The 12,474-nt window shown below is 63.9% G+C and carries 13 protein-coding genes and 1 pseudogene; 6 read left to right on the top strand and 8 right to left on the bottom strand.

Annotation, left to right across the window (positions count from 1 at the left end; genetic code table 11):
* Positions 1–26: 26 nt before the first annotated feature.
* The 7 genes from KO516_RS01545 to KO516_RS01515 form a co-directional block, all read right to left on the bottom strand.
* Positions 27–1,031 (bottom strand): BMP family protein, encoded by a 1,005-nt coding sequence (locus KO516_RS01545; RefSeq protein WP_216002041.1) that lies wholly within the window; start codon positions 1,029–1,031, stop codon positions 27–29.
* Between the two features lie 151 nt (positions 1,032–1,182).
* Positions 1,183–1,596, bottom strand: coding sequence for a GNAT family N-acetyltransferase (locus KO516_RS01540; protein ID WP_216002040.1), 414 nt, complete (start codon positions 1,594–1,596; stop codon positions 1,183–1,185).
* Entirely contained in the window at positions 1,593–2,150 is a 558-nt protein-coding gene (tsaB, locus tag KO516_RS01535) for a tRNA (adenosine(37)-N6)-threonylcarbamoyltransferase complex dimerization subunit type 1 TsaB (protein ID WP_216002039.1), read from the bottom strand. Before tsaB ends, KO516_RS01540 begins: the two co-directional genes overlap by 4 nt.
* A 4-nt stretch (positions 2,151–2,154) precedes the next feature.
* Complete coding sequence (locus KO516_RS01530; protein WP_216002038.1) at positions 2,155–2,715, bottom strand: NifU family protein; 561 nt, start codon at positions 2,713–2,715, stop codon at positions 2,155–2,157.
* Positions 2,716–2,808: 93 nt separating this feature from the next.
* The gene (locus KO516_RS01525; RefSeq protein WP_216002037.1) at positions 2,809–3,264 is read right to left on the bottom strand and encodes a universal stress protein; all 456 of its coding nucleotides are present in this window, start codon (positions 3,262–3,264) and stop codon (positions 2,809–2,811) included.
* 71 nt (positions 3,265–3,335) lie between these two features.
* The gene (locus KO516_RS01520; protein WP_216002036.1) at positions 3,336–4,199 is read right to left on the bottom strand and encodes a branched-chain amino acid aminotransferase; all 864 of its coding nucleotides are present in this window, start codon (positions 4,197–4,199) and stop codon (positions 3,336–3,338) included.
* 211 nt (positions 4,200–4,410) lie between these two features.
* Positions 4,411–5,613 carry an aminopeptidase P family protein gene (locus tag KO516_RS01515; RefSeq protein WP_216002035.1) on the bottom strand — a complete coding sequence of 401 codons (1,203 nt, stop codon included), beginning with the start codon at positions 5,611–5,613 and terminating at the stop codon, positions 4,411–4,413.
* A gap of 255 nt (positions 5,614–5,868) precedes the next feature.
* Between KO516_RS01515 and KO516_RS01510 the strand changes: the two genes are divergently transcribed.
* Genes KO516_RS01510 through uvrC form a run of 6 tightly spaced genes read left to right on the top strand, consistent with a single transcriptional unit; the run spans position 5,869 to position 10,749 of the window.
* Positions 5,869–6,663 (top strand): S49 family peptidase, encoded by a 795-nt coding sequence (locus KO516_RS01510; RefSeq protein WP_216002034.1) that lies wholly within the window; start codon positions 5,869–5,871, stop codon positions 6,661–6,663.
* Position 6,664: 1 nt separating this feature from the next.
* Complete coding sequence (locus KO516_RS01505) at positions 6,665–6,832, top strand: hypothetical protein (protein WP_216002033.1); 168 nt, start codon at positions 6,665–6,667, stop codon at positions 6,830–6,832.
* Between the two features lie 3 nt (positions 6,833–6,835).
* Positions 6,836–7,783, top strand: coding sequence for a calcium/sodium antiporter (locus KO516_RS01500; RefSeq protein WP_216002032.1), 948 nt, complete (start codon positions 6,836–6,838; stop codon positions 7,781–7,783).
* Positions 7,783–8,562, top strand: coding sequence for an SDR family oxidoreductase (locus tag KO516_RS01495; RefSeq protein WP_216002031.1), 780 nt, complete (start codon positions 7,783–7,785; stop codon positions 8,560–8,562). Before KO516_RS01500 ends, KO516_RS01495 begins: the two co-directional genes overlap by 1 nt.
* A gap of 58 nt (positions 8,563–8,620) precedes the next feature.
* On the top strand, positions 8,621–8,875 hold the full coding sequence (locus KO516_RS01490; protein ID WP_216002030.1) for a hypothetical protein: 255 nt from the start codon (positions 8,621–8,623) through the stop codon (positions 8,873–8,875).
* Positions 8,872–10,749 carry an excinuclease ABC subunit UvrC gene (gene uvrC, locus KO516_RS01485; RefSeq protein WP_216002029.1) on the top strand — a complete coding sequence of 626 codons (1,878 nt, stop codon included), beginning with the start codon at positions 8,872–8,874 and terminating at the stop codon, positions 10,747–10,749. Before KO516_RS01490 ends, uvrC begins: the two co-directional genes overlap by 4 nt.
* Before the next feature lie 778 nt (positions 10,750–11,527).
* Here the strand turns inward: uvrC and KO516_RS01480 are convergent.
* Positions 11,528–12,294, bottom strand: a pseudogene (locus KO516_RS01480) (transposase); the annotation flags it as partial.
* Positions 12,295–12,474: the final 180 nt, after the last annotated feature.

Raw genomic sequence — 12,474 nt, 5'->3', positions numbered from 1 at the left:
ACACGGCCCCCTTCGTAATCACAAGATCAGAAGCTCAGCGCCGGGCAGCTGTCATCCGAGGAATAGTCGTGAACCACGATCTCGCCCGCGATGATCTGTTCGCGCGCCGCATCGACAGCGGCCTTCATCTCGCCCGATACCAGCGGCGCGTTGTTGTCATCCAGCGCATAGCCAACGCCATTTTCGGCAAGGCTGAGCATCATGACGCCGGTTTGCAGATCGGCGCCCTGCGTCATCGCATCGTTGACGGCGACATCGACGCGCTTGAGCATCGAGGTCAGCACCTTGCCGGGATAAAGATGGTTCTGGTTGCTGTCGACGCCGATCGACAGGATGTCCTCGTCGGCGGCGGTCTGCAGCACGCCAAGCCCAGTGCCCCCGGCAGCGGCATAGATCACGTCGGCGCCCTGACCGATCTGCGCCTTGGCCAACTCCGATCCTTTCACCGGGTCGTTCCACGCGGCGGGGGTGGTGCCGGTCATGTTGCTGATGACCTTGGCGTCGGGATTGACCGCCAGCGCGCCCTGCGCGTAGCCGCAGGCGAACTTGCGGATCAGCGGGATATCCATGCCGCCGATGAAACCGACCGTGCCCGTTTCCGACGCCATCGCCGCCATCATGCCCACAAGGTACGATCCCTGATGCTCGGCAAACAGCACGGAGAGCACGTTGGGATGTTCGGCCGGATCGACATAGCCGTCGATGGTGACGAACTTGGTGTCGGGATAATCCGCCGCGACCGACGCGATCGGCGAGGACATCGAGAAGCCGGTGGTCACGACGGGGTTGAACCCGGCCTCGGCAAAGCGGCGCAGGGCCTGTTCGCGCTGCGCTTCGGACTGAAGTTCGATGTCCTTGTAGCTGCCCCCGGTTGCCTCGGCAAAGGCCTCGGCCCCCATGAAGGCGGCCTCGTTGAACGATTTGTCGAACTTACCGCCGAGGTCGTAAATCAGCGCCGGGTCGGCCAGCGCGGCACCCGCCGTCAGGGCCAGCGCGGCGCTGGCGCCGAGAAACTTGTTGAAAAGACTCATGTCGTGCTCCCAGGTGTGGTGGCGGGCGGTCGCGCGCCCTGCTCTTTTCCTGATCCATGCAGATCGTGCCCGATCAAAGCTTTGGCACCGGGACGGGTCAACCGCTTTCTTTCACGGCTGACGCCGGGTCTTTCCGCACACGTGATGGACGTCAGGTCAACGCCTTCGACATGAGCAGGGCATCGGTCCGCCCTCCGCCCGGCTTTGCGTAGTAATCGCGGCGGCGTCCGGTCTGCGCATAGCCCTGCGCCAGATAGAAGGCACAGGCCGGCGCATTCGACGCCGCCACCTCGAGAAACACCTGAACCGCGCCGCGCTGTCGCGCCTGCGCCTCAAAAGCCGCAAGTACGGCGCGCCCCTGCCCGGCGCGCTGCTGCGCGGGGTCGGTGGCAAGCGCAAGGATCTCGGCCTCGTCCACGATCACCCGACCCAGCACAAACGCCCCGCCCCCGCAGGCCAACACGCTCGTCGGATGAGCGAGGCTGGCGGCAAAATCGGCCTCGGCCCAGGGGTGCATGTAGATGTAGGCGCGGGCGCTGATCGCCGCCAGCTCTGCCGCCGTCACGTCAGAATCGTCGGCGGTGCGTCGCGGGCCGGCGCCGCATCGGCCGGGCGCAGATACAGCGGCGCAGGGCGGGCGCCGGGGACCTTGACCGACGCCAGCCGGGCGATGCGGACCGCAAGCTCTGCTGGTTCGGGCGGCAAGGTCGCGCCGTTCAGCGTTTCCATCGCCACGGTGCGGATCTGCCCCACCTGCCCTTCGACATGGTAAAGCCCTTGCGGCGCGGGCACCGCCGCCGCCCCCTGCGCATCCATGCGGATCGCCTCGAAGGTGGTGACGCCAAGCGCCGGAATCCCCAGCGACAGCGCCAGCCCGCGCGCCGCCGCAACAGCGATGCGGATGCCGGTGAAATTTCCCGGCCCGGTGCCAACGCCGATCCGGGTCAGGTCGGGCCAGCCGACGCCCTGCGCCGCCAGCAGCTCTTCGAGCATCGGCATCAGCCGTTCGGCCTGACCGCGCGACATGTCTTCGGAATGGCGCGCGATCACGACGCCGTCTTTCAGCAAAGCGGCCGCGCAGTGCGCGGCCGAGCTGTCGAACCCAAGGGTTAGGGTCACTGGATCAAACCGCGACCGGGCGCACCTCGGACACCTCCGGGATGTAATGGCGCAGCAAGTTCTCGATGCCCATCTTCAGCGTCAGCGTCGACGACGGGCAGCCCGCGCAGGCCCCCTGCATATGCAGGTAGACCACGCCCCGATCGAAGCCGTGGAAGGTGATGTCGCCGCCATCCTGTGCCACTGCCGGGCGCACGCGCGTGTCGAGCAACTCTTTAATCTGAGTCACGATTTCAGCATCTTCGCCATCGAAAGCCGCATGACCAGACGCGCCACCCTCGCCCTTCATCACCGGATCGCCCGACTGGAAATGTTCCATGATCGCGCCCAGCACGGCGGGTTTGACATGATCCCAGTCGGCAGCTTCGTCTTTCGTCACGGTAACGAATTCCGAGCCAAGGAACACGCCGGTCACGCCGGTCACGCCGAACAGGCGATGCGCCAGCGGAGACACCTCGGCACCCTCGGCGCTGGGGAAATCCGCAGTGCCAGCCCCAAGCACGGTCTGGCCGGGCAGGAACTTCAGCGTCGCGGGGTTCGGGGTCGATTCGGTCTGAATGAACATCGTAGGGGTACCTTTTGCGGGGGCACACCATATATGCGCCTGCCGGGCGCACAGGTCAAGGTTTGGAACGGTTCTAAACTTTGCGCGAAAACCTCAGGTGATCATCTCCAGCCGCTCCTTGGACATATCGCCCGGAACGATGGTTACCGGAATCGGCAGGCTGCCCGAAGACCGGGTCATCTGGCTGACCAGCGGCCCCGGCCCCTTCTTGCCCGAGGCAGCCCCAAGCACCAGCACGCCGATCGCCTTGTCCTGCGTCACCTGATCGAGGATCTCGGTCACCACATCCCCCTCGCGGATCACCAGCTCGGGGTCGACGCCATGCCGGTCACGCATCCATTTGGCGAACACCTCGTAATGCGCGTGAATGCGCTCGCGGGTCTCTTCGCGCATGATGTCGCCGACACCGATCCAGTGGTTGAACTCGTCCGGCGGAATGATCGACAGGATGATCACCCCGCCAGAGGTGTTCTGCGCCCGCATCGCGGCAAAGCGCATGGCATTGAGGCATTCCCGGCTGTCGTCGAGGATCACGAGGAACTTGCGCATCGGACTCTCCCTTTCGGCGGGATCATGTCGCAGCGGCGGGGGCGGCGCAATGGGCAGGGCAGCACGTGGGCTCAGACCGTACTATGCGCCCAGTCCCAGTACATTTCGCGGGCGCGCCGGGTCAACGGGCCCACCTGATAGGTGGTGTCCTCGAACCCTGTCACCGGGGTCACCTTGTTGAGATTGCCCGACAGGAACACCTCGTCCGCCGTTTCGAAATCGGTGTAGGTCAGAACGCACTCATGGACCGTCACACCATCGGCCCGAAAATTGGAGATGTGACGGGCGCGGGTGATGCCCGACAGAAAGGTACCATTGGCGATGGGGGTGAACAGTTCGCCGTCCTTGGCCATGAAGACGTTGGCGGTGGCACTTTCGGCGACATTGCCCATGGCATCGGTCACAAGCGCGTTGGAAAAGCCTCGCGCACGGGTTTCGACCAGCATCCGCCCATTGTTGGGATAAAGACATCCTGCCTTGGCATTGCAGACGGCATCCGACAGCACCGGGCGCCGGAAGCTGGTCTTGCCCAGCGTCTGCGTGGCCTCGGGGGAAGCCATCGGAATCTCTTCTAGCGAGATCGCAAAGCCGGTCGCCTCCTTCGACGGCACCAGCACCGTCTCGTCGCCATGGATGGCCCAATACATCGGGCGAATGTAGACGGCCGCGTCTTTCGGAAAGGCCGACAGCCCTTCCCAGACGATCTGCACCATATCCTTGGGCGCGATGGTGGGCCTGAGCATCAACGCCTCGGCCGAGCGATTCACCCGCGCACAATGCAGATAGAGATCCGGCGCCAGCCCGTCCACGAAACGAGCGCCATCGAAAACCGAGCTGCCCTGCCACATGCCGTGATCGGCGGCCTTCATGACCGCAAGGTCACCCTCGTGCCAGGTGCCTTCGAAATAGGTGCGAATCCTCGATCCTGCGGACATGGGGGCGTACTCCGGTATATGCACGCCAACGGTATGCTTGTCGTCGCCGAAGGTCCATCCCTTGCCATGCCGCGCCCGGCCCGGATGCTGGATGCCTCCGGCGGGGATATTTAGGGCCAGAAGAAGCAGGGGCGCCGCGCCCGGGTTTCTTCTGGCCCCAAGTATCCCGGGGGAGTCTCCGTCAGGAGGCGGGGGCAGTGCCCCCTCTGCCCTATCCGACGATGTTGAACGCCGGGCCATAGGGGTAGGCCGTGATGTTCTCGTTGCCGCTGTCAGTGAGTACTAGGATGTCGTGCTCGCGGTAGCCACCCGCTCCTGGCGCCCCTTCTGGCAAGGTGAGCATCGGCTCCATCGAGATCACCATGCCGGGCTCAAGCACCGTGTCGATGTCTTCGCGCAGCTCGAGCCCAGCTTCGCGGCCATAATAATGCGACAGCACACCGAAGCTGTGACCATAGCCGAAGGTCCGATATTGCAGCAGATCCCGCTCTGCGAAGAAACTATTGATCTGCTCGGTCACCTCGGCGCAAGACGCCCCCGGCTTCAGCAGCGACATGCCGAATTCATGCGCCGCCACATTGGCCTCCCAGATCCGTCGCGAGGCATCATCGACCTCGCCCACGAACAAGGTGCGCTCCAGCGCCGTGTAATAGCCCGAGATCATCGGGAAGCAGTTCAGCGACAGGATGTCGCCGCGCTCCAGCGCCCGCGCCGTCACCGGGTTGTGCGCCCCGTCGGTGTTGATGCCCGACTGGAACCAGACCCATGTGTCGCGGTATTCCGCATCGGGGAAGCGTTTGGCGATCTCCAGTTCCATCGCATTGCGCCCGGCCATCGCTACGTCGATCTCGCGTGCACCGACCCGGATCGCATCGCGGATGGCATAGCCGCCGATGTCGGCAACCTGTGCGCCGTGGCGGATCAGGGCGATCTCGGCCGCAGACTTGTGCATCCGCTGGCGCATGGTCGCGGCGGCCACATCTTCGGTTCGCGACGGCGCAAGGAAGCTGTCCAGCAACGCCTTCTGGCTCAGCGTCGCGTGATCGGCCTCGTAGCCGATCACCTTGCCGGGCCCGGTCACCGACAGGATCGCGCGCCAGTAGTTGTTTCGCGCCCAGTCTGTATAGGTGATGTTGTCGCCATGGCTGCGCCGCCATGGCTGCGCCGCGTCGATCCCCGCAGATATCGTCACGCTGTCGGCCTTGGTTACCACCAGGGCATAGGGCCGGCCAAAGCTGCAATAGAGAAAGCCCGAGTAATACGCGATGTTGTGCATCGAGCTGAGCACGCAGGCGTCGATCCCGGCCTCGGCCATGATCGCACGCAACCCGGCGAGGCGGGCATCATATTCTTCGGGGGTAAACGGCAACACGCGGTCGCCTTGGTGGAAGCGGTAAAATGCCGGTCGGTCCATCGCTGGCCCTCCTTCATCGGCGCGGAGGGTCGGATCCGACCCTGCCGCTGTGGCAAAGCAAGATCCCGGCGTTCAGGATGGGTTTCGGGCTGCATGAAGCTGGCGACGCCATCGCCTTGCCCGGCTCTCATTGTGCCGCGATGCTGCGGACAAGGCAAGCAACCGATGCGCCTTGGCCACCCGAAAGGCACTTGCGGCGAGCATCTTTGCCCCGGTGCCTTGTTTCCCTGATGAGCGGTCTCTACATCGCAACAGATGAAACTCTGGAACCGTCTTCGCAAGCGCAGGCCCGTTGTTGCTGTTGTCCGTCTTCAGGGCACGATCGGGACATCGGCTCGCGCATTGTCCGATGCCTCGCTGCGGGCCCTGCTGGAGCGGGCATTCCGCAAGGGGAAGCCTGTTGCCGTTGCTCTTGAGATCAACTCGCCCGGCGGCTCTCCGGTGCAAAGCTCGCTGATCGGCGCGCGCATCCGGCGGCTTGCCGAGGAAACCGGCGTGCCGGTCTATGCCTTCACCGAGGACGTGGCCGCATCCGGTGGCTATTGGATCGCATCCGCCGCCGATGAGATCATCGTCGATCCCAGTTCGATCATTGGCTCGATCGGGGTGATCTCCGCGGGGTTCGGCGCGCAGGAGTTCCTTGCGCGGCAAGGGTTCGAACGGCGCGTGCACACCGCCGGAGAATCGAAATCCATGCTGGATCCGTTCCGCCCCGAGCGCCCCGAGGACGTGGCCCGGCTGAACCGTTTGCTGGGGCATCTGCACGAGACCTTCAAGGCACAGGTGCGCAGCCGGCGCAGCGACAAGCTGGCCGAAGAACCGGCGCTGTTCACCGGTGAGGTCTGGATCGGACAATCGGCGGTGGATGTGGGGCTTGCCGATCGCGTCGGCCACCTTGTGCCCGTCATGAAAGAGACCTTCGGCGACAAGGTGCGCTTTCGCCGCCTAGAGCAGAAGCGGCGGCTGCTCCCGATGCTCGGACTTCAGATTGCCGAAGACGCCCTGAGCGCGCTCGACGAGCGCGCCGCCTGGGCCCGGTTCGGATTGTAGAATGCTCGCCAAGATCGCCCTGCTGTTTCTCGTCGTCATGGCCGTACTTGGCATTTTCGGAAAACTTCGGGTGCCCGGCGCGGCACGTCTTGCAAACAGGAAATGCCCGCGCTGCGGCCGCTACCGGATTGGCAGCGGCCCCTGCGATTGCGGCAAGAACAAGGGCTGATCAATGGTTTTCCTTTACGCGGGCATCGGATTGGTGATCCTGCTTCTGGCCGGGGATGCGCTGGTGAAAGGGGCAGTGAACCTGTCGCTGCGCATCGGTATTCCGGCGCTTATCGTCAGCCTGACCATCGTCGCCTTCGGCACGTCGGCGCCCGAATTGCTGATCTCGATTCAGGCGGCATTGCGCGATGCGCCGGGCATCGCGCTTGGCAATGTCGTTGGGTCGAACACTGCCAACATATTGATCGTTTTGGGCATTCCTGCCCTGATCACGGTGATGCACACCTCGGGGCATGACACCCGCAAAAGCTACGTGGTGATGATCGTCTCGACGCTGTTCTTCATCGCGCTGGCGTTTCGCGGCGTGTTCGATGCCTGGGCCGGGGTGGCGCTGCTGGTCGCGCTGGCGCTGGTGCTGGGAGATTCCGTGCGCGATGCGCTGCGCCACCGCCGCGATGCGAAAAACGCCCTCGACGAGGAAGAGCCCGAAGGCGCCGACCCCGACATGCCATGGTGGAAGATTGCGCTGTTCATCGTGCTGGGCCTGATCGGCCTGCCGCTTGGCGCCGATTTGCTGGTCGACAGCGCTACCGAGATCGCCCAGATGTTCGGCGTGTCGGATACGGTGATCGGCCTGACGCTGGTGGCGCTTGGCACTTCGCTGCCCGAACTGGCGACCACGGTCATGGCGGCGATCCGCCGTCAGGCCGATGTGGCGCTCGGCAATGTCATCGGCTCTAACCTGTTCAATCTGCTGGCAATCATCGGCGTCGCCTCGCTGATCTCGCCGATGCCGGTCGACCCTGCCTTCCTGCGGTTCGATCTGTGGGTGATGCTGGCCGCCTCGCTGCTGCTGATCCCCTTCGTGTTCCTGAAACAGGATCTTGGGCGGGTCTGGGGCGCGATCCTGTCGACGCTCTACGTCACCTATGTCGTGTGGGTGCTGATCTGATGCCGCGTGCGCTGGTCACAGGGGGCGCGAAGCGCCTTGGCCGCGCCATGGCGCTGGAGCTTGCCCGGCGCGGCCATGACGTGGCGGTGCATTACGCCGGCTCGGCGGAGGCCGCCGCCGAGGTGGTGGCGCAGATCCGTGCCATGGGCCGCCACAGCGTCGCGCTGCAGGCCGATCTGCTGGACGAGGATGCGATGCATACCCTGTTACCCCGCGCCGCCGAGGCGCTTGGCGGGCCGATCACGGGGCTGATCAACAATGCCTCGATCTTCGAATACGACAGTATCGGCTCTGCCACGCTCGACAGCTGGAACCGTCATATGGGCTCGAACCTGCGCGCGCCTTTCGTGCTGACGCAGGCACTGGCCGCGCAGGTGCCCGAGCCGCTGACCGACGAGCGCGGCGAGCCGGTGGCGCAGGGCGTCGTCGTCAACATGATCGACCAGCGGGTGCGCAAGCTGACGCCCGAATTCATGACCTACACACTGGCCAAGGCGGCGCTGTGGACGCTGACGCAGACCTCGGCGATGGCGCTGGCACCGCGCGTGCGGGTCAACGCCATCGGCCCCGGCCCGACGCTGCAAGGCGCGCGCCAGAGCGCCGCCCATTTCGCCGCGCAGCGCGCTGCGACGGTGCTCGAGAGGGGATCGAACCCGGCGGATGTTCTGGCGGCGCTGGGACTGATCCTCGACTCGCCCGGCTTTACCGGACAGCTTTTGTGCATGGACGGCGGGCAGCACCTTGGCTGGCGCACGCCCGACGTGCTGGGGGTCGAATGAGATGACCCATCGTCAAGTTTTGCACCGGTTACAAATCTGTTAATCTATATTTACAAAAATGTTTCATATTCAAGGACTTAGCCCACAGATTCAAATTCTTTCGTTTAATAACAATAACTTAGATTTCTGCCTGTTTTTTAATCTCGTTAATGAAGCGGCTTGGAATCAAGGGAAACTCTGCGCTCCCGGAGATTTGCCTACAGAGTTGTCCACAGAAACGGTGGATGTAAATGCCCTTGATCTCGGGCTTTGGCAGTTGCAGCAAACCGGGGAGAATCGCGCCCCGAAACGTGACGATACGGAAAGCGGATGACCGACGCCGAGACCCCACAGACCACCCCGCCCAAACGCGGCCACGAGGTGATCCAGGCCTATCTGAGAACGCTGGAAACCAGCCCCGGCGTCTACCGGATGCTGGATGACCAGAGCCGGGTTCTGTACGTCGGCAAGGCGCGCAACCTGAAGGCGCGCGTATCGTCCTATGCGCGCCCCACGGGACATTCCCGGCGTATTGAACGGATGATCTCGGAAACCGCGTCGATGATGTTCCTGACGACGCGGACCGAAACCGAAGCGCTGCTGCTGGAACAGAACCTGATCAAGCAGCTCAAGCCCAAGTTCAACGTGCTGCTGCGCGACGACAAGAGCTTTCCGCAGATACAGGTGACCACGGAACATGCCTTTCCGCAGATCCGCAAGCACCGCGGGGCAAAGACCGAGAAGGCCGCCTATTACGGCCCGTTCGCGTCCGCAGGGGCAGTGAACCGCACGCTGAACCAGCTGCAAAAGGTGTTCCTGCTGCGCAATTGCAGCGATTCCCAGTTCACTGGCCGCACCCGGCCCTGTCTGCTCTACCAGATCAAGCGCTGCTCAGGGCCCTGCGTCGGGCTGATCTCCGAGGAAGATTACCGCGCCAGCGTCCGCGACGCACAGCGGTTCCTTGCGGGCAAATCGACCACGGTGCAGGAAACGCTGGCAGCGCAGATGGCCGAGGCCTCGAACGAGATGGAATTCGAACGCGCCGCCGCCCTGCGCGACCGCATCCGCGCGCTGACGCAGGTTCAGACGGTGCAGGGCATCAACCCGCAGGGCGTGGCCGAGGCGGACATCATCGCGCTGCACATGGAACATGGGCAGGCCTGCGTGCAGGTGTTCTTCATCCGGGCCAACCAGAACTGGGGCAACAAAGATTTCTATCCCCGCGTGGGCGAGGACGTGGACGCCGCCGAGGTGCTCGAGGCCTTCATCGGCCAGTTCTACGACACCAAGGAACCGCCCCGCCTGCTGCTGCTCAGCAACGAGATCGAGAACCCCGACCTGATGTGCGACGCGCTGTCGGGCAAGGCAGGCCGCAAGGTCGACATCGCCGTGCCCCTGCGCGGCGAAAAGGCCGAGCTGATCGAAGGCGCGGCCCGCAACGCCCGAGAAAGCCTCGCGCGGCGGATGTCAGAAACCGCGACGCAGGCAAAGCTGCTGCGCGGCGTGGCCGAAGCCTTCGGGCTGGACGCCCCACCACAGCGCATCGAGGTCTACGACAACTCTCATATCATGGGCACCAACGCCGTCGGCGGCATGATCGTCGCAGGGCCGGAGGGCTTCATGAAAAACCAGTACCGTAAGTATAACATCCGCGGCGACGAGCTGGTCCCCGGCGACGATTTCGGCATGATGAAAGAGGTGCTGGGCCGCCGCTTTACCCGCCTGCTGAAGGAAGATCCGGGCCGCGACAAAGGCCTGTGGCCCGACCTGCTGCTGATCGACGGCGGCGCGGGACAGGTCTCGGCAGTGGCCGAGATCATGCGCGAACATGGTGTGCAGGACATACCAATGGTCGGGGTCGCAAAGGGCGTCGACCGTGACGCTGGCAAAGAGGAATTCCACCGCACCGGCCAGCGCCCCTTTGCGCTTCGCCACAACGACCCCGTGCTCTACTTCATCCAGCGCCTGCGCGACGAGGCCCACCGCTGGGCCATCGGCACCCACCGCGCCAAGCGCGCGAAATCGCAAATGGCCAACCCGCTTGATGAGGTGCCCGGCGTGGGTGCCTCGCGAAAGCGCGCCCTTCTGGCGCATTTCGGCTCCGCCAAGGCGGTCTCGCGCGCCAATCTCGCCGACCTCAAGGCCGTTGACGGCGTCAGCGCCGCCCTCGCCGAGCGGATCTATGCTTTTTTCCAGGATCAGGCGTAGCAAGGGGGGGCGCTGCCCCCGTCGCCTAATCGGCGACTCCCCCGGGATATTTGGAGCCAGAAGAAGCTCAGGCGCCGCGCCGTGGTTTCTTCTGGCCTTAAATATCCCCGCCGGAGGCAGGCCGACCACCGCTGTCAGACCCGCCTTTTGACTGACGCGCCAGTCTTCGAAACGAGCCGTAACTCCGAAGTCCATAGCCTCGAGAAGGGGCCTTCGGCTTGCCTCAACCGGGCCATCAATCTGTACTGGAATGCGGCTGGCGATCCAACCCATGGCTTGTCCTGACCGGCGTTGCTGCCGCAACCGCGCCCCGACGGCATCGATATCTCAGGCTGGGATCGCAACACGCCATATTGGGAGGCGGTCATGTTGGAGAGTATCACGGTCGGGCTGGATCTGGCGAAGACTGAGTTCTAGGTTCATAGCGTTGACAGCAAGGTCACTGATATCTAACGCACGGTGCTCAGAAGCGCCCAGGCGCTTGGGGTCTTCTTCAGGTTTCCCCCTGCCTGATAGCGATGGAGGCCTGCGGTGGCGCGCATGTCCCGGGCGGGGCCGGCCGCAACATCAGACTCAAGCCCACCGATATGAAGCCCTTCAACAAGCGTCAGAAAAACCGTGGCGGCGAGAACCGTAGCTGCTGTGCAGCTACGTACGTTGACGAACGACGCCAAGGCGATCTTCGAGGCGGCGCAGAGACCGAATATGCGCTTTGTGCCCCGCGAAAGGTATTGTGGCAGAATTCGTCGTTGGGACGCCCCCCCTTTCTCCACTGAACTCAGGCCATGCGTTCGTTTTCGGCCTGGCCGCGCGCGTTGACGCGGTTCATGAGGGCGATGCCGATGTGGATTTCAGCGGTCTATTCACTGCCCGGCAGGGTATTGCGCAGCAATGTCATGAGAGAGGGCGGTGTCACGTGATGCGATCCTCTCTTCGAAGGGTTTGAGGCTGCGGATTTTCGCCTCGATCCAACTCGGATGTAATAGCAGGACCATCATTTCCAGATCTCCCGCCCGAAGGATATCATTGCGCGCCTTCGCGGCAGGGCAGTTTTCCTTCCAGAGGCGCCCGGTTTTTGTGGATGGGTATGACAGCGATGCCGCCAGCGCGAGGATCGCGGAGCGGCAGCGGCGGGTATCAAAGGCTCCATCGCCGATCACGCTGCCAATCGGTGGATCGGGCGGGATCTGGCAGGGCAGATTTGGAAGGGCGGGCTGGCGCCCTCACGGCTTTAGGTGACGTCTACCGCCCGGATGTCACTGGCGACCGTATCCATCGCAAGTTGGACCTTACGGTATTGGCGTTTGCGATGGTTGCCATGCTCCGTCGCCAAGGGACTTGATGCCGGTTCAAGCCCCCCGGCGCCTGGCGGCTCTATATCCCGACAAAGATACTCTTCTGCCGTCGGCTCAAGGTGGTCCTGCCAATCCAGTTCCGCAGATTTCCGGATGCCATCCCGCTCGTTTGCCGACGCGGCAGGCCGAACAGCACTTTCACCATCAGGCAGAACAGGATCGCGGCATCGCGGACCACCGGCGAGCGGCCAGGACGTTCGGCCCTAGCGGCGAGTCACGCGACGCCCTTGTGTAGCCACCCTCTCACACAGGCAAGCATGTGTTGCCGGGCAATGGATCAACAGTGGCCCCCGCCGCCTCAGCGCTACGTTGTAGGACCTCCGGGCTGTCCTGCAATCGTGAGCGCGGCGCACAGAAGCACGGCAACAAG

Source organism: Citreicella sp. C3M06 (genome assembly GCF_018860705.1).
Taxonomy (GTDB): Bacteria; Pseudomonadota; Alphaproteobacteria; order Rhodobacterales; family Rhodobacteraceae; genus Salipiger.
The sequence above is the reverse complement of the archived record's forward strand: the minus strand, read 5'-3'. Positions and strand labels throughout refer to the sequence as shown.